This window comes from Paenibacillus agilis, from assembly GCF_007786455.1.
GTDB lineage: Bacteria > Bacillota > Bacilli > Paenibacillales > Paenibacillaceae > Paenibacillus_B > Paenibacillus_B agilis.
On record NZ_VNJK01000001.1, the window covers coordinates 2,205,788 to 2,223,170 of the forward strand.

The window sequence follows — 17,383 nt, forward strand, 5'->3', positions numbered from 1 at the left end:
GTTGAAATTCCAGCTGCAGAATGAATGGAGTCTTTTCATGTTTATTCCTTTGTCCCCCTTCCTCATTATTTATTGGTGTTTACGCATATAGTTTAGTTCATGAACTAAACTATTGTCAATTATTTTGATCGATCTGGTTTTACAAAATGTAAGGCGTTTGACGCCTCTTACAAGAAAAACCGCGTAGCTACGCGGTTCTTCGGCGATTTATATCCAGCTTGTACGTATTAAATCAAAATTTAATAAAGGTAATCGTAAATTTGGTATAGGTATTTTTCTCACTCTCCACCTTAATCAAGGCATTATGCGCTTCGATAATGGCTTTGGCAAGCGCCAGGCCAATCCCTACCGAGTCATGTTTTTTAGAGCTACTTGCTTTGTAGAATCGATCAAAAATATGCGGCAGCTCTTGTGATTCAATGCCTTCTCCAAAGTCTTGAATCACAAGTTCCGTATAGATCGGGGTATCCTTGACTTGAATCATGACTTTACCACCAGGCTTGGAATGCTCGATCGCATTCTTCAGCAGATTCAGGACTGCTTCCTGCATCCACATTTTATCGTGAGCAACGACGACATCTTTCGACGTGTCCCATTCAATCGATAATTGATGCTTACTGATTAAGCTTGCTAAGCGATCAACGACTTCCTCAACAGTCTCCACCAAGTCTGCTCTTTCTTTATCGAATGAAATGGCTCGTGCGTCAATTTTCGCTACCTTCAATAAATTTTGAATCAAAACATTCATTCTAGAAATTTGAACCTCATTATTTTGTAATAGCTGAACATGCTGCTGGCGGGGCAAGCTTTCATTCAACATCATCTCATTGTAGATGGATATCGTTGAAAGTGGCGTTTTTAATTGATGAGATATATCTTGCAGCATTTGTCCTAAAAACTTTTTCTCTTCAAGTAAATCCTGCATGCTCTTTCTAATGATATCTTTCATGGATCGAAAGGCAGCGGCTAATTTGGCCAGTTCCCCTTCTTTGTTTTCATTGATGACAACCGAATAATCTCCCTCAATGATTTTTTTCGCTGCTGAAGTAAGTTGTCTAATTTTATGGAAGATCATCTTGTAGTGCCAATAGCCTGTCCCAAACAGCATAAATCCAAGTATAAATAGACCCCATAAAACAGATTGATTATGGCCCGCAATATGGTCATTTAACAAAGGAAATAGCTCTGACTCCAAATCTTCATCCAATCCATATTGCCTAAATATCTCTCTTCCTTTTTCCTGATATATACTCGAATCAGCAGCATGGCTTGTTAGCACTTTCATAATTTCCGCTTCATGATTAGGATTTTGCTCAACCAATCTAGCCGTAATTTCGCCCCAAGTGGTAATAGAATCGGCCTTTAATTGATTGTAGAACAGCTGATGGGTAATAACCTGATACCCTGTATATAGAAATAGCAGAATGGCCAGTATTAGCATATAGCTTTTCAGCTCCGTATTTTTCATCATCCTACTTACTGCTCACATCCTTACTCCAACGATAGCCTAATCCTCTTTCGGTCACGATAAACTGTGGTTTTTTCGGGTCAGCTTCCACCTTGTCTCGCAATCGCCTAATGTATACAGATAATGTGTTTTCATCAAAAAAGACTTCGTCGTTATCCGTTATTTTCAGCAGCAGCTCATCTCTCGTTAATGCTTTGTGGGCGTTCGTCATAAAAGCTAATAGAAGCTTATATTCTAAATTCGTTAGTGGAATGCTTTCTTGGTCTTTGTAACATTTGATTAAGTTCAAATCGAGCTGTATATTCTCTGAAGTTAAGATCTTCGAATAAGCTTCCAACCGCGCCTGTTTGCGCAATTGTACTTTTACTCTGGACATCAATTCCTTAACTCGAAAAGGCTTCGTGATATAATCATCCCCGCCAATATCCAATCCCATAACGATATTTGCCTCTTCGTCCAAGGCGGTTAAGAAAATAACCGACGTATCGTTTTGTTGTTTGAAATGAAGACACAAATCATAGCCGTTTCCATCTGGGAGGCCGATATCCAGAATAGCCAAATCAAAAGTGTGATTATCAAACTGGTACTTCGCTTCTTTTACACTCGTTGCTCTAACAACCTCATAACCTTCATTTTTTAACGAAAATTCGATAGCTAAACCAAGCGCTTCATCATCTTCAACAAGCAATATTTTATGCAAGGATGTCCTCTCCTTCTTCTCGTACCACTGAGTTAGTGACCATCAAATGAGAACAACCCGACTATAAAATAGCCGGGCCCTCCCCTATGATTGTTCCCTGATCACATCTATAAGATTATCTTTTTGAATTTTCCTTAGCGGTATTAGAACTGATGCGTAGCTAATCAACAAAGCAGCAGCAAACGTTATCAGACATGCTTCGTATGGGATCGACCATTCAATTGCGCTAATACCTGAAACAGCCAAGTACATAATATAGGAAAGTATACAACCGAAGAAGATCCCTTGTAAACTTCCTGAAATACCGTAAATGAGAGCCTCGTAAATGATCATTTTTTTCAAATCTCGTTGTGACATACCTATTGATTTTAACGCTGCCAGTTCTTTTCGTCTAATGATAATGCTGATCGTAATCGTATTGATAATATTGAGACTGCCAATTAAAGAAACAACGGCAATAAAACTATATACGAGCACTTTAATAACAAGCTCTGATTCTTGTTTTGATTTATTTTCATGGACGTTATCAATGATAGTAATATCGAATTTTGTTCCAATGGTTTGTTGAATGTTCTGGGCGGTCGCGTTAGATTGATCCACATCCTGTAAATGAATATTAAATCTAGCGTCCTGTAACTCAACTTCGGATACATTTTCAAACGATTTCAACAGCTTCAATACCTGCTGACTTCCTGATGCAATGGAATCATGATTATCAACTTGCAAATGTATCGTTATATCCGATTTTGTGGATAAATCTTCGACATATTTGGATGAAAATGCAAAATCCATAATAGACGTAAACGTAATAAATAATACACTGCTAATGATAATCGACAAAATAGTAATCGTATAACGATTTTTATTTCTTTTTACATTTTTCAGGGCAAGGCTTAAAGGAAAAGATAACGGCTTTTTCAGCACGACATTCTTTTGTTTTTTGATCGTTTCCTTCTTGATGGACAGCCGACTGCTGATTGCTAACAAGGGCGATATTCTGCCCGCACTAAAAGCCGGGTAATAGCTTGATGCAAATACAGCAGCTAGCGTTAGGATTGAACTAATCAATATTATCTGCCAATCGATATGAAAGAATGAAACACCTGCACCATTTTTTATTATCAGGTCAAAAATGAATTGCAGCACAGCAAGAGCTAATATACTGCACACAATGCCGATTGGTATCGCGAGGACAGCCAATACAGCTGCCTCTCTCATCACAATTTGCCTAATTTGCTTTCGCGTAGCGCCAATGCTTCTTAACAAGCCGAATTGCTTCATCCGCTCAACGACGCTGATTTGAAAAGCATTGTAGATAACGACAGCCGTTGCGATCACAACAATACTAACAACGATAATAACCATAGCCAATACTGACTCATTTGTTCCTGGTTTCAATACGTTAATCAACTGCTGATTAATTTCGATATGTGTGCTCTCCGTTAGTGAATTGATTTCATCGATTACCTTATTAAAGTCCGCTTTTTCGTCTATTTCTACTAGTATTCTGCCCTCTCCAGCAACAAAGTCACGTTTATAGGTTAATAATCGGGCTACTTTACTTTTCTGTGTAAATTCACGATTGTTCAGTATCCCAACCAGTTTGTATTCGTTTCCGCCCAATTCAAATGAGTCACCGATCTGAAGATTATCTTTGATATAAGGAAGCGCCCATGAATCGACAACTGCTTCATCGCCATTGGCTGGTAACTTGCCATCAACGAGGCTGTACGTTAAAAACGCCATGGCAGGATAATCAGCGAAATTCATTTGTACAGAAATGTCTCCAGCCGGAACGACTTCACCCTGAGACATCAACCCAGACGATGCAATTTGAGGATTATATCGAATTTTATTTAATATCGCTTCATCATAGTTTGAAATACCGACGTGAAAAGAAACTCCATCTAACTTCTTGATGTTCTCAATTTGTGAAAGTTGTGATCCTTTCATAAATAGGCCGATTGTTGAGATTAATGCTACAGATAATACAATTCCAACAAAAGTAAGTACGGTTCGTTTAATATTCCCTTTTAAATATTTACTGCTCAATTGTTTATAACTGCTGATCACATTTATTCTCCTCCAGCCATGTGCTTATTCGCAGCTAGCCGTTGATCTGAAATGATCGTACCGTCTTCTATTGTGATGATCCGGTCGGAAGCCGATGCGATTGCGAGATCGTGAGTAATCAAAACAATGGTTTGATTGTATTTTTTGGCCGTTAATCGTAATAAGTCCATTACTTCCTTCGTATTTCTCGTATCCAAATTGCCTGTAGGCTCGTCAGCCAAGATCAAATGCGGCCGGTTGATTAGTGCTCTACCGATGGAAACCCGCTGCTGCTGACCGCCAGATAATTCAGAAGGCAAGTGACTCCTCCGCTCATGAAGACCTAGAATTTCAATGATTTCATCCAGATAGGTCATATCAATCGATTCATCATCTAGCAGCGTAGGTAAAGCGATATTTTCTTGAACATTCAGTACAGGTATTAAATTAAAGAACTGAAAGATAAACCCGACTTTTCTTCTTCTAAATATCGATAGTTCATCATCTGTATAGTTATAAATATTATGATCACCAATTAGTACTTGTCCCGAAGTAGGCCGATCCAGTCCTCCTAAAATATGCAGCAGCGTGCTTTTTCCAGAGCCGGAAACGCCTACGATGGAGACAAATTCTCCTTGCTGAATGGAAAGGTTAATCCCGTTAAGTGCATCTACTCGGTTATTACCTTCCCCATAACTCTTCACTACATTTTCCAAGCGTACAACTTCCATGCTGTTCTACCTCTCATTCCTTAAAATCCGATCACTAACCGTTTACTCTTGTACATTTACGAAATTTACTTTCGCTTCACTGCCTGGGTAAACTATCTCAATTTCACTTATAACCTCGTTCATTTTAACTTTATTTTTATAATCGAAACTGCGCTTTTGAAAAGGAATCAATGAGATTGTTGTTTCAGCTTCTGCTAACTTGCTGTACGTTTGGTCATCAACAATAACAAGATACATCGCTGGTTTGTATCCGATCCATGCTTGATGCTTAACATACTGTGCGGGTATCATCTGACCGTTTAAATCAAGTTGGTTATTTTTCAATTCCTCATCACTAAAAGAAAATAGAAGATTTTGACCCGTAGACAGTTCTTTTATGGTCGTAACAGGATCTGAAATAATGGATACGCTGTTAGGATCTTTTCGTTGTCTAATCATGCCCTTCTTGATGAATTGTTCAGCTGTAGAGCGAGTAATAACAGAATAGTTGATATGTCGAATATCAAATTGTTGCCTCGGTTCTTCTTTTTGATCTTGCTCTGATAATTCAGTTTTTATTGTTGTTGTCACTAATTTCAATTTATAATCGCTTGTTTGCTTTGCGTTATCTTTATACATATGCTTAACTTTATTAATATCTTGATCGGTGCCCATAACTAAAATACCATTGACTGGTTGAGATGGACCTTCTATAAAACGTTTCACTCCAAATCCTATACCTACAAAAATAGCAATAACCAATACATAGACTATTATTTTCTTCATCTGTCTGCTCCTTATATGTTTTGTTAAAGGTTTATGACTGAATTATAGACGAGACTTTTATGTAAATGAATGACTCTAGTCTAACCATTTGAGACTCTTATCTTACTATTTCGTAAGATTGAAGTTTGATTATCTGTAACTCTCACTCAATCTATCCAATGTTGAGCAACATGTTAAAAAACCGACCTTCAGGGGAAGGCCGGTGTATAATCAATTATTTTAATCAAGCAGCATACCTTTCGTTACACTTTCTGAATCATCATCTTATCCTCAATTTCAAATACGATATCAGCAACGTTTTCTAACAAACGAACATCGTGTGAAATAAATAGGATTGTACCTGCGTAGTTTCTCATCATATTTTCCAGCGCTTCCACGGCTGGTAGATCAAGAAAGTTGCTTGGTTCGTCCATGAGCAAGATGTTATATCGCCCAAGCAGCATTTTAGCAAGTTGTAATTTAATGACTTCGCCTCCGCTTAATACAGACAGCGCTTTACGTATATCATGATGAGAGAATCCCATAGCTGCCAGTACGGCACGAATTTCCGATATCTGATAATCACAGTTATCTACCATGAAGTCCATTACACCCTGATTACGGTCAAATTTATAACCGTTTTGAGCAAAGTAGCCAATTTGCGCTTTAGGAGATATCGTAATACCGTCTTCACGAGCTAGTATCATTTTGAAAAGTGTCGTCTTACCTGATCCGTTTGCACCCTTTATCGCAATCTTCGCACCCAATGGAAATTGAAAGCTCGTCTTTTCAAAAATGACCTTACTCCCATATTGTTTGCAGATATCTTTACCTGTAATAGGGAACGGATTGTGAAGTTCTAGCGCTTTGCTTAATCGGAACTGGATGTTACGAATAACTTCGGGCGGTTTTATATCGCCAAGCTCTTTGATTCTATGCTCCATATTTTTAGCAGCATTGTGAAGCTTCTTCTGTTTACTGCCTGTCGGTTTTTGATGACTGAGACGTCCGCCGCTTTCAGTGCTGTTTTTCCGTGAAGCCCCCTTCGCTTTCTGTTCTATTTTCCGAGCTTGATTTCGCTTTTCGGTAATGGCTTGTTCTAACCTTTCTCGTTCAGCAGCAACTTTCTTATATTGTGCCGCTTGTGCTTGACGTTCTTCATCCTTTTGCGCCAAGTATTCCGAATATCCGCCCCAATACTCAGTAATCTTGCCGTCTTTCAGCTCCCAAATCTTATCTACAACCTGATCAAGGAAGTAGCGGTCATGGCTAATGATGAGCAATGCGCCAGCATAATGTTTAAGCTGGTTAATTAAAAAGTCGATGCCAGCTCGATCTAAGTGGCATGTCGGTTCATCAGCAAAAATACCGTGCACCTCACTAGACAGTGCCTGTGCAATTTTTAGCCGTGTTTCTTCCCCGCCACTCCTATTTTCCGAATGAATGCAGTCAATTCCGAGCTTGCCCATTAAAGCATGATTCTTCACTTCATGCACGATTATATCTTCCAACTGGGGAATATAAGTGAAATCAGCCTCTCGGACAATTTTTCCTTGCGGCAGCGTGATTTCGCCCAGTAATACTTTTAACAATGTGCTCTTTCCTGCACCATTTGCGCCTACTAGACCGATACGATCGAACTCATAAAGTTCCAATTCGTCGATATCCAGTATATTGCGCCCCATATATTCTACATAAATGTCTTTTGCTTTTATCGATAAAGTCATCATAATATCCTCCTTCAGAAATCGCAGTTTTCTGTTCGCAGGATAGCCTGCGATTTAAGAAGTGAGGATCAAATATAAATATACCAGTTCGGATATCGCATGTTACTAGCTCCTTTGCTTCGTTCAATTGTCTTCATTTATTGTTTTTGGCACAAAAAAATACAGGTCCAAGTCACGAAGCGGGCTTAGATCTGCATTTTATCACGAAAGAGAACTCACCGAAAAAGTATAGCAAACATGCTAACCAAGTCGAGATCTATGTCCTTCACGTTTAAAATAAGCAGCTCAAAAAAGCCCACGATACGCGGGAATTCTCCTTTTTGTGCGAGCTTATCTTAAATAACTGGAAAGAACATAAATGACGAGCCTCCTATTTGAAAAATATCTTTAATGCTAACATTGACTACTTGGCTTGTCAATTCGGATGAAACCCTTTATTTGTTACTGGTCTGAGCCATCAAATTCATTATTGTTCATTTTCATCACCATGTAATCCCACTTCATTTCATTGAATAAAAGATGCCAGACCATACTGTTCGATTGCGAATGTGTATAGAATGATAAACGTTCATAGAGCTGCTTAGCTCGTGGATTTTTACCAGAAACGTATAAGCTCAGCATGTCCAGCATTGGTTCTGTTTGCACAAAATGAAGCGCCCACTGCAATAACAGCTTTCCAACCCCCTTGCCCTGATGATCCGGATGGACAACAACGTCTTCAATATAACATTCCCCCATCTCAGGCTTATGCTTAAATACATGCAGCCCTATCAACATCTTAATCAGGTTCCATTTCCCAAACCTATTGAAATTTTTCCATGAAGACAGCTTCTGTTTGCGACCTTTGCGACCGTTGTTGTATTCACCTCTCCACTTCACGGATATCGTTCCAATCACTTCTCCATCTTGCAGAGCAACCATTCTTCGACTTGCTGGATCAGTAGGAAAATGTTCAAATAGCTTCTCGAAAAATAGTGCAAGATCGTCATCACTCATCGTTGTGAGATGTTGAAATTTTCCGCGAAATACGTAAACAAGTAATCTGCTAACCTGTGGATAATACTTAGCCTGCATAGGTTCAATCGTGATAGGTGATTTCATCACGGTTGTATTCATTTCGCATTCTCCTTATGTCCTTAATCACTTTTCTTAGCTCTAGATTAAGCTTTGACATAGTGTCAAGGTCAACCCCTATGTATGAGATGGACATCAATTATTCTGTTTAATGCTCTCTGTCGAAATAAACTGCAGCCCTATTTATAAAATAAGAAGGTATTTCTTTAAAACAAAAAAACCGCGCAGCTACGCGGTTCCATTGTATGTATATTATTGTAGACTGCCATTTAATCTACTTCTTTAAGCACCTTTTCAATCGAAGTGACGCGACGGTTAATCTGAAATTGCTCTGCCAGCAATTTCTCTTGGCCTGCTTTTAACTCTTGCTGCAATCGAGTGAAATTTTCCAAAAGCTTACGGTAATCCTCATCTCTATCGATCATGGACGCACTCGCTTTTTTCAAATGCTTTGAACTATACTTCGCGTATACAAAATAAAATAACAGTGCCATAATCGAAAATAAGAAACCAAAACTCACCAAGAAACCCAACCATTTATCATCCATTATAAATCCTCCTAAGTATGTGTATGCGTTGAATTCCATCTACTTTATTTATAAGCCTTTAACCGCTTCTGCAATCGTCTGTGGAGTTAAATGAAAATTAAAATCTGTTAATTCGAAATACTTCACCGCTTTGCCATCCTCGGACAACTCCAGGTTGCCGATAACCAATCCTCCTTTCTCTAAACGTTGCAAATGCATGTATAGCAATGGTCGACTGATGCCTACTTCTCTAGCAAGCTCACTTACATACTTTCGCTTTCCGTGCAAAGAGGCGATGATCTTTAGTCGAATTGGATTGGCCAGCGCTTCAAAAAGAAACAGCCACTCTTGTTCGCTTGTTTTCATCATGCATTGCTCCAATTTTATTTATTAACTTACACCTGTCATATATTTCTGACATGTAAGAATATTATTACACACGAATATGTTTGTCAATACATACCAATGAATATATTCCAAATTATTTTTACTTTGAATTAGCTCTTGGTTAATCCCTTATTTATGTGCTCTAAAAGAAAAAAGTGCGATGCTTAATGACATCGCACTTTCTAAAATATAGTTTGGTTACAAAACATGAACAAATTATTGATTATCCTTGCTTCATTGTACTTCACACTATTTTGCTATTCTTTCTTGCGAATAAGATCCAGCTCTATTTGCGCTTGCTGCTCCAACTCTACTATCGCCTGAACCAATGACTTCTTTTCGTCGATTACAGCATGCAGTGCCTCATTCAGCATCGGCTCATATGCTTCATAGAAGCCATCTGGAATATTCTTTTTCCATTGCTCATTGACCCGGTGCTTCGCTGGCTTCAGCATGTAGAGAATTTCCGCACCTCTTTCCAAGCTACGTGGAATATGTCCTGTTCGTGCTGGAAGATCGCTTCTCCCCGTACGGGATATAATTTTCGCCATCTCCGGACCATTCACAAACTTTACGAACTCCCAAGCCTCTTGTTTATTCGTCGAATCTGCAGCAATCGCAATAATTTGAGTTGCATTAGTCGTCATGGACTCATCTGCACGCGTTGGATCGATCGGGACTGTAACCATGCCCCAATTCAGCTTGGAAGACTCTCCGATGTATGCAGCAAAGGACGCATCATTGATGATCATTGGGATGTTTCCATTCACAAATTGATTCATCGCCATCATATATCGTGATCCCGGATCTCCGCTCTGCTCCGGCGGCCTTACCGATACCGCATTTCCTTGAATCGCATCTACCGTAAGCTGAAACGCTTGCTTCCAGCCTTCGGACTGAAGCATTACTTTTTTCCCTTCCGCGTCGAACAACTGCAAGCCCATCGTAGCTGCGATTCCCCACAACACATCAGAAGCTTGATTATCCATCAAGCCGTATAATACTTCCTTATCCGCCTTGTCGTTATGGAATAGGGAAGCTAGTTCAAATAGTTCCTTCCACTGCATGCTGTTGATCGGCGGATCAATATGTTTCTCTTTGAACATATCCACGTTGTAGTAGAGAAACCGAGCATTGAGCACCGGAGCAAGTCCAAATAGAGAGCTATTCCCCCGCATGCGCAGCATGTCGATCAAACCAGGAGCATAGCTATTCAAATCAAATTGTTCCTGCTTAATAATCGGTTCCAGATGATGTAACTTGCCTAAGCTGGCTAAGTGGTCGTATTCATCTTGATTCAAAACGAGCAAGTCTGGCTTCTGTTGTTCTAGCATGCGTTTCAGCTTATCTGATGGGCTTGCATGTTCCGATTCGCTGTTCCCTTCTTCTGTTGATCGAATGATTTCGAATTCAATATTTGGATATTTACTGTTAAACAATTTGCCGTACTTGTTATGGAAATCCTCTACATAAGGATAATACACCTTCAGCTTGCCTTTGCTTTTACTATTAGCGCTTAGCTCGTCCGATTCGGAGTTATTTCCAAAGCACCCGCTTATGAAAATGACGCTGCCAAGCAGAAGAATCACAGCTGCATAACGTTTCCGTATTCGCCTCATTACCTCGCTTCACACTCCCTTACTTTCCCTGTTTCTTATGCAACGAATTTTCTATTTCTTGCTGGCTCCGCTGCCATGGCGTGCATTTTGAAGTGCTGCCTGTGCTTGCTGCTGCAATTGTGCCAAAGCTTCATCTACCGTTTTCTTATTTTCAATGATGTCCCGTAATACTTTTTCCCGTAGTTGTGCATACTCGCCGTTGAACTCGTTAGGAATTTGCTTTGCTGCATACTCAAATTTTTGGTTTTTTATTTGTAAATCATATAAAGCCTCTGTGCTCTTGCCTTGAATCGACTTGATATATCCCGTTCTCGTCGGCAGCTTATAGTAAAGAGAGGAACTTGCTTTCGCCATCTCTGGTCCGTTGACATACTTGATGAATTCCCAAGCTGCTCGCTTATTGCTGGATTTCTCGTTAATGACGAAATAATCGTACACCGTTGCACTTGATGTTTCATTTGGGTGAGCAGGGTTTATAGGGGCAGGTACGAATCCCCAATCCATCTTACTCGCCTTTTTATTTCTCGGATCGTTTAACTGGTGAATGAAATCTGTTCCACCAATAGTCATGGCAGCGTTCCCTTGTAAGAAAAGATTGTTGGCTGGGAGCCAATTCGCAGGATCTTCCCACTTTCGAACTTGCAGAACGTCGGTACGGATCGCATCTGTTACCAACTGATAGGCTTGTTTCCAGCCGTCTGATTCGACTAGGACTTTTTCCCCTTTGGCATCAAACAGCTGCAGGCTCCATGCATTCGCTATACGATACAGCATCTGTTCTACGTTTTCAGAGCCAGCATATAGCCCAGGCATTCCCGTATTTTCAAACCGAGCGGCTAAATCGAATAGTTCCTCCCAGCTTATACCGACTTTTGGCAGTTCAATTGCATGCCTTTCGAATAACTCCGAATTATAGTAAATCACTTCCGTGCGGAAATGCGGTGCTAGCCCATATAGCATGCCACCACCTTTTTCTCTCACCATATCGATTAAACCAACCATATATCCTTCCAGATCAAATTGTTCCTGCGCAATAATTGGCTCTAAATTATATAATTTGCCGTCTATTGCATACTTCTCATAGTCATTGGGCGCTAGAATTAGCACATCTGGCTGCTGCTCATCAATCAGCTTTGTTAGCAGCGTCTCATCATTTCCGTCCGTTTTACTATGTTGTTGGAACAAATCCTTGGTTTCAACCACTTCGATGTCGATGTTCGGAAATTGCAGCGAAAATGCATTTCCATATTCCTGAAAGAAATAATTTTCTTCATAAGTAAGAACTTTTAGTGTGCCTTTCCCATCCTTATCGAGCTCTTCTAGCACGGCTTCCGAACCGAAGCATCCACTTAATAGAGCCATGATGCTCAGCAAAAGTACACCTTTCTTCCAAAGTCTTGTTACTAGCAGTTCACCTTCCATCTAATCTCCCAATCTCCTTTGCTTGCGTGATAAAAGCTGCCGACAACCTTGAACCGGCAGCTTTGAAGATCACTCGCACATTCTGTATGCTACTTACTAACAAGAACAGAGCTATTTTCTAATCATCGTCTTGGCAAGCTCGATAAGCTCGTCCTTCGTTAATGGATTTCCGGGATTTGTGGATATTTCGTATGTCATTCCTTTTTCCGTCCAATAGAGTTGATTGCGCAAAATTTTCCCGTACTTCTTTCTATCCTCTTCACTATAGCTATCTACAGACTTGTAGCGGTATGTTTTTGAATCCTTCATTGGGAAAGAATTCGTTTGCATTTGAAAAATAATATTGTCTTTCCCAGTTGCGTACTCCAACTTGATTTGTCCCGCTTCCGTCCACTCCATCTTTTTGGAATATACAACTTTACCTTTGCCCTCGGCTTTTACTTTTGCCTCGAACGCCTTGTTGTCTAACGAATTCTGAATTTCGCCTTTAACAAAAGAATAGCCTTCTGGCATACTCTGTGGCTCAACTACAACGGGTCCCTTTAATCTAGATGTCCATTTCTCGTAGTCTTCGTATGTTTTGAATGTTGGGAAATTCACATAATAAAGAAATTCACTTCCCCCATTCAATGCCTTATCGCTAACATAGAGTAGATAGACTTCCCCAGGTTTATTTGTTTTTAATTTCACTATTCTTGCTTTTTCAGCCTCGATCATTTTCTTTTTCTCCGCAGCAGTCGGAGCTTTCGCTATTGTTGTATTGATTGTGTTGCCTCCGAACAATGGGGCTGTAGTTGCCTGAGCCGCATTATTAATAGAACCTAGAAGCAGCATGCTACTCAGCGTAGCGATTGCAAATTTCGTCGTATGTTTCATTGAATATTACTCCTCTCTATTTAAACGAATGATCGATGGTATCAGGCCGCACTTCCGTGTTATTGGGATCCCTTTGCGCAAGCCTCTATCTTATAAACACATCCCATTTCTTTTTGGTTCACTAATTAGGTTCGGAATGAAAAAATGCTGCCCAACTCGTCATATCATGACGCGGACAGCATTTATGAGTTACTGCAGCTTTACTTTCTTTTCCCTATCTCGGTGTCGAATTTGGAACTCGTGCAAATATAGATCGGTATCGCTTCCCTTAAAATCGTGATAGATGTTAACGAACTTGTTCGAGTTCTCCCAATCGAGCCAATTGTCCTCCCATGGGTAAAACAGAACTTCTCCATATACTTTCTCATTGCCTCGTTTCATGTATGTCTGTGTAACGCCGCTGAAACTGAGATTCTCGCTCTCATTTTCAACATAAAGGTCACCGTCTTTTGTATAGTAGGATATTTTTACAGGATACCCCTCTATGTTTACGAGTATTTCTTTCTTTTCATCTGAAATATATCTCAGCTTAATTGGTTGCTTATAGTCTCTATACTCCTCCACCTCATGTTCCAACAACAGTTGTATTGGCGTATCCTTGGTTAGATGTAAATCAGGCGAAACCGTAAATGTATACAACTGCTTGTATCCATGAGATGGAGTATATGCATACTCAGATGTCTCCCCACCTTTCAACTTACGACCATTCACTAGTAAGGAAACTTCCCGATATGGAATTCTTCGAAACTCTTTTTTATTTTCTACTTCCAATTTTATTCCTGTTGGCCTAATGATTAGCTTATGAATAATCGAGTCTCCTTGTTCTGATAGGATTGGAATATCTAAGTTCCGGATTATGGATGCCTGCAAAGACTTTTCCTTATTCAACGAAATCATGTCGAAATTCCATTCTCCCTCAATATGTTTTCCCTTCAGAGCATATACGAATTCGAAAGAAATGCCGCTTTGCAGCAATTCGTCTAGACGATAACTTTCTTGGGAGCCCCTTTCCATCTGACCATCAATCTCTATCGGTGCAGACATCTTATAGCCTGATCGGTTAACTATGTCCTCTCCCCGTCTCACCTGAACTTGAGGATCGACGATTTTGAATATAGAATCATCCGTGTACGAAAAGGAGTGCTTGATCACCACTTGTTCTTTTTCACCTTTTACAAACTGCACTTTCAATTCCTTAATCCCGCCATCATGGATCGGAAAAATCTGCACCTCTGTTTTACGTGGATCCAATGCGATTGGCTTCCGAATGTAGTCATAAGCCTGCAGCCCGCGTGTATGCAATTGTACGCTTGCTTCATTCCCGGAAAACGTCCAGGACGTATCAAAAAAGCCTTTATAGGTAAGGCTTTCTTTATCCCAGACATGGGAATAGTAGCCCTTATTCCAATTCATTTTCATCGCCTGCTTATTATCCATACGTGCAATGGAATTTCCGTTGTTATCTTTGAATTCGAATTGGTCAAAAACCCATTTCTTCTCCTGCTCGTCCCCTGTATCCAAGCTGTAGAGCAGTGCCGTTCCATTATCATCGGACACTGCCGTATCAATGGTGAACGTGACACCTTTGTTCGCTACTGTTTTATTGATCGGATGTCCGAATCCGTGTTGAAGCGCCGATTTTATCCCTGAATGAAAAATGAAATCCCATTTCCCAGTAAGATAGGCAAGCGCCGGAGTAGCCAACAAAACAAATGCTGCTACGGATAGTGCGGCTAAACGGCGTCTACGGATCAACGGTCTCGTTTGTGCAGGATCTGTAGAAGTTCTCAGCTTGTCCTGCTTGTTTCTGGCAGCCTCGATTCGCATCCACATCGCATCAAAGTCAGGATAGGAATGGCTGTCGTCATTGCCCAACTGCTGAGAGTGGTTTCCTATTTCGCTCGTTCTCTTCTTCATGCTCCGCACCATCCTTTCCTCGTAAGTTCTTCTGATTGTTTGGCTGCTCCTGTAGAATCTTTAATTCGTTCTCTTGCTCATCTAATATGACTTTCATCAACTTTAACCCCCGGTTTAAGCGGGATTTCACGGTCCCCATCGGAATATGTAGAATTTCCGCGATGTCGGCAAGCGACAAATCATTCGTATAACGCAGTGTTACGACCACTCGGATTTTATCCGGTAGCTTCGCGAGTCGCCGCTTCCAGTCGTCCTCCGATTCTTTTTGCTCGAGCACAGTGAGTACAGAAGGCTCCATCTGTTCCCGTTGGAATAAGTGCAACAGCTTTTCTTTCATCCATCTCGACTTGTTCTTTCGCAAGTGATTCAAACAATGGTTGACCGTGATCCGCATCAACCACGTTTTCAAATGCTCGACCTGCTCCCATCCGGAGGCAAGCGCCTTTATAAAAACTTCTTGGCACACGTCTTCCGCATCCGAGACATTTCGCAGCATATAGTAGCAGGTTCTGTACACTTCTTTGTTATATCTTTCAAAAAATTCCCTGTCCGTCAACAGGTTCCCCACCTTTCTCGAGTAACTCTAGCTGCAGCTCCCCCTTGAACATGCATTACTATATTAACAACTATCTCATGCAAAAGGTTCACCAATTGGATAAATGGGGTGAAAAATATTCCATTAGGATACAACGTTCAATTCTGTCTAAGCCGACTTTCCACGAAAACAGTTGGTTCAGAAATTTTAATTCATAATGTAATCATTATTTAGAATAGTGACTAAGAGAACAAGTTCATAAAGCCCAGGTACATAAAAAACCGCAAGGGGTACCCTTACGGTTTTTTTGATTAAGCACGTTTTCGTTTTAATTATAAAATCCCTCACAGCGCACAGAACTCTTTCTTGCATCCATATCTCTATTTCACTTTGCGGTATTCCCCATTGCAATCGAAATTCGATTCCACGTGTTAATTTGACCGATAATAATGATTAGCTCAAAATATTGTTCTTCGCTAAAAAATGTACGAACATGTTGATATAAGGAATCTGGGACACCGTGGTTTGAAATAAGAGTGATATGTTCCGTCAGTTCTAAAGCAGCTTTCTCTTCATCCGTGTAAAAATCACACTCTTCCCATGCACTCAAACAGTAAAGTCTTTGTTCGGTTTCTCCTAACTTCCTTGCTTCCGCTGTATGCATATTGAGACAAAATGCACACTTATTAATTTGAGATGCGCGTATTTTAATCAGCTCTCTAATTGTCTTGCTAATCGACGAATGATTAATAACTTTCTCCATTTCATACAATATCTTCAAACCTTCACTTGGGTTTGCGTTGTAGTTAAATCGTTGTGCCATAGTTAAAACTCCTTTACAAAGTTGTTACATCAAGAAAATCTATATTGTCGACACATTTAATCGACGATTCTTTTTATCTAGATTAATTTGTTTTCTTTAGAAAGTCAATTTTTTAGTATTGCGCTTAAAGTGGTCTCATTGTTGACAAGCAATCACACTACCTTCTAAGATTGAACAAATATAGGACCGTAAACAGAAAGTAGGAATCATATGGCTTATAGTATTGGCGTAGAGTATGGATTACATTGCTTGGTCTACCTCATAGGTATACCTTCCGACTCGACAATTGGTATAAAAGAATTAGCCGAATTTCAAGGTATTTCAGAAACATACCTATCCAAAATTTTCGGTAAGTTATCGAAATCAGGTATCATACATTCTGTACCTGGAGTGAAGGGCGGCTATCGTTTAGCAAAATCCCCTAAAGATATTTCATTTTGGGATGTCATAGAGGCAGTCGAAGAAAATAAACCTGTCTTTCAATGTAAAAATATTGTCAGTAAGGGATATTTGGATCGAGATTCTGAAAAATCAGAATGCCAATCTCCTAATCCCCACTGCATAATTAATTTAGCTATGTTAGATGCAGAAGAAAAGATGCGAAATGAATTACGTGCTAAAACACTTGATTGGTTAGACAAAGAGCTGGATAAAACATTGTCTCCTAAGCGTAGGGAGGATACTAGAGCATTCTTTGAGAAGCATTCATAAGTAATTGATTCAACAATTCAAAGAGGACTACGTCTATATAAGTCGTAGTCCTTTCATTTGTAACATTCTT

16 protein-coding genes are annotated in these 17,383 nt (G+C 40.0%); 1 reads left to right on the forward strand and 15 read right to left on the reverse strand.

Annotation, left to right across the window (positions count from 1 at the left end; translation table 11 throughout):
• Positions 1 to 232 precede the first annotated feature (232 nt).
• The 15 genes from FPZ44_RS09960 to FPZ44_RS10030 form a co-directional block, all read right to left on the reverse strand.
• Complete coding sequence (locus tag FPZ44_RS09960; protein ID WP_144991778.1) at positions 233 to 1,468, reverse strand: sensor histidine kinase; 1,236 nt, start codon at positions 1,466 to 1,468, stop codon at positions 233 to 235.
• 4 nt (positions 1,469 to 1,472) lie between these two features.
• Positions 1,473 to 2,168: a response regulator transcription factor gene (locus tag FPZ44_RS09965; protein ID WP_144989745.1), complete on the reverse strand. Its 696-nt coding sequence runs from the start codon at positions 2,166 to 2,168 to the stop codon at positions 1,473 to 1,475.
• 84 nt (positions 2,169 to 2,252) lie between these two features.
• Positions 2,253 to 4,241 (reverse strand): ABC transporter permease, encoded by a 1,989-nt coding sequence (locus FPZ44_RS09970; RefSeq protein WP_144989746.1) that lies wholly within the window; start codon positions 4,239 to 4,241, stop codon positions 2,253 to 2,255.
• A gap of 2 nt (positions 4,242 to 4,243) precedes the next feature.
• On the reverse strand, positions 4,244 to 4,951 hold the full coding sequence (locus tag FPZ44_RS09975) for an ABC transporter ATP-binding protein (RefSeq protein WP_144989748.1): 708 nt from the start codon (positions 4,949 to 4,951) through the stop codon (positions 4,244 to 4,246).
• 42 nt (positions 4,952 to 4,993) lie between these two features.
• Positions 4,994 to 5,716 carry a lipoprotein BA_5634 family protein gene (locus tag FPZ44_RS09980; protein ID WP_144989750.1) on the reverse strand — a complete coding sequence of 241 codons (723 nt, stop codon included), beginning with the start codon at positions 5,714 to 5,716 and terminating at the stop codon, positions 4,994 to 4,996.
• A gap of 242 nt (positions 5,717 to 5,958) precedes the next feature.
• Complete coding sequence (locus tag FPZ44_RS09985; protein WP_144991779.1) at positions 5,959 to 7,422, reverse strand: Msr family ABC-F type ribosomal protection protein; 1,464 nt, start codon at positions 7,420 to 7,422, stop codon at positions 5,959 to 5,961.
• A 441-nt stretch (positions 7,423 to 7,863) separates the two neighbouring features.
• Positions 7,864 to 8,538 (reverse strand): GNAT family N-acetyltransferase, encoded by a 675-nt coding sequence (locus FPZ44_RS09990; RefSeq protein WP_261378278.1) that lies wholly within the window; start codon positions 8,536 to 8,538, stop codon positions 7,864 to 7,866.
• Between the two features lie 227 nt (positions 8,539 to 8,765).
• A complete protein-coding gene (locus tag FPZ44_RS09995; RefSeq protein ID WP_144989752.1) occupies positions 8,766 to 9,044 on the reverse strand; it encodes a hypothetical protein in 279 nt (92 codons plus the stop codon).
• A 48-nt stretch (positions 9,045 to 9,092) separates the two neighbouring features.
• Positions 9,093 to 9,392, reverse strand: coding sequence for an ArsR/SmtB family transcription factor (locus FPZ44_RS10000; protein WP_144989754.1), 300 nt, complete (start codon positions 9,390 to 9,392; stop codon positions 9,093 to 9,095).
• 275 nt (positions 9,393 to 9,667) lie between these two features.
• Entirely contained in the window at positions 9,668 to 11,029 is a 1,362-nt protein-coding gene (locus FPZ44_RS10005) for an ABC transporter substrate-binding protein (protein ID WP_144989756.1), read from the reverse strand.
• 51 nt (positions 11,030 to 11,080) lie between these two features.
• Positions 11,081 to 12,451 (reverse strand): ABC transporter substrate-binding protein, encoded by a 1,371-nt coding sequence (locus FPZ44_RS10010; protein WP_144989758.1) that lies wholly within the window; start codon positions 12,449 to 12,451, stop codon positions 11,081 to 11,083.
• A gap of 111 nt (positions 12,452 to 12,562) precedes the next feature.
• The gene (locus FPZ44_RS10015) at positions 12,563 to 13,327 is read right to left on the reverse strand and encodes a hypothetical protein (protein WP_144989760.1); all 765 of its coding nucleotides are present in this window, start codon (positions 13,325 to 13,327) and stop codon (positions 12,563 to 12,565) included.
• A gap of 189 nt (positions 13,328 to 13,516) precedes the next feature.
• Positions 13,517 to 15,244 (reverse strand): DUF4179 domain-containing protein, encoded by a 1,728-nt coding sequence (locus FPZ44_RS10020; protein WP_144989762.1) that lies wholly within the window; start codon positions 15,242 to 15,244, stop codon positions 13,517 to 13,519.
• A complete protein-coding gene (locus FPZ44_RS10025; RefSeq protein ID WP_144989764.1) occupies positions 15,192 to 15,800 on the reverse strand; it encodes an RNA polymerase sigma factor in 609 nt (202 codons plus the stop codon). The genes FPZ44_RS10020 and FPZ44_RS10025 overlap by 53 nt, the downstream gene beginning before the upstream one ends.
• A 364-nt stretch (positions 15,801 to 16,164) precedes the next feature.
• Entirely contained in the window at positions 16,165 to 16,602 is a 438-nt protein-coding gene (locus tag FPZ44_RS10030) for a carboxymuconolactone decarboxylase family protein (protein ID WP_144989766.1), read from the reverse strand.
• Positions 16,603 to 16,812: 210 nt separating this feature from the next.
• On the opposite strand from FPZ44_RS10030, the gene FPZ44_RS10035 reads away from it, so the two are divergent.
• Positions 16,813 to 17,313 carry an Rrf2 family transcriptional regulator gene (locus tag FPZ44_RS10035; RefSeq protein ID WP_144989768.1) on the forward strand — a complete coding sequence of 167 codons (501 nt, stop codon included), beginning with the start codon at positions 16,813 to 16,815 and terminating at the stop codon, positions 17,311 to 17,313.
• The last annotated feature ends 70 nt before the right edge of the window (positions 17,314 to 17,383 follow it).

Excerpts from the sequence above, each read along its gene's own strand:
- FPZ44_RS09995 (WP_144989752.1), bottom strand. The coding sequence starts at position 9,044 with ATGGATGATAAATGGTTGGGTTTCTTGGTGAGTTTTGGTTTCTTATTT.
- FPZ44_RS10020 (WP_144989762.1), bottom strand. The coding sequence starts at position 15,244 with ATGAAGAAGAGAACGAGCGAAATAGGAAACCACTCTCAGCAGTTGGGC.
- FPZ44_RS10030 (WP_144989766.1), bottom strand. The coding sequence starts at position 16,602 with ATGGCACAACGATTTAACTACAACGCAAACCCAAGTGAAGGTTTGAAG.
- FPZ44_RS09990 (WP_261378278.1), bottom strand. The coding sequence starts at position 8,538 with ATGAATACAACCGTGATGAAATCACCTATCACGATTGAACCTATGCAG.
- FPZ44_RS10010 (WP_144989758.1), bottom strand. The coding sequence starts at position 12,451 with ATGGAAGGTGAACTGCTAGTAACAAGACTTTGGAAGAAAGGTGTACTT.
- FPZ44_RS10005 (WP_144989756.1), bottom strand. The coding sequence starts at position 11,029 with ATGAGGCGAATACGGAAACGTTATGCAGCTGTGATTCTTCTGCTTGGC.
- FPZ44_RS09975 (WP_144989748.1), bottom strand. The coding sequence starts at position 4,951 with ATGGAAGTTGTACGCTTGGAAAATGTAGTGAAGAGTTATGGGGAAGGT.
- FPZ44_RS09980 (WP_144989750.1), bottom strand. The coding sequence starts at position 5,716 with ATGAAGAAAATAATAGTCTATGTATTGGTTATTGCTATTTTTGTAGGT.
- FPZ44_RS09960 (WP_144991778.1), bottom strand. The coding sequence starts at position 1,468 with ATGAAAAATACGGAGCTGAAAAGCTATATGCTAATACTGGCCATTCTG.
- FPZ44_RS10035 (WP_144989768.1), top strand. The coding sequence starts at position 16,813 with ATGGCTTATAGTATTGGCGTAGAGTATGGATTACATTGCTTGGTCTAC.
- FPZ44_RS09985 (WP_144991779.1), bottom strand. The coding sequence starts at position 7,422 with ATGACTTTATCGATAAAAGCAAAAGACATTTATGTAGAATATATGGGG.
- FPZ44_RS10015 (WP_144989760.1), bottom strand. The coding sequence starts at position 13,327 with ATGAAACATACGACGAAATTTGCAATCGCTACGCTGAGTAGCATGCTG.
- FPZ44_RS10000 (WP_144989754.1), bottom strand. The coding sequence starts at position 9,392 with ATGATGAAAACAAGCGAACAAGAGTGGCTGTTTCTTTTTGAAGCGCTG.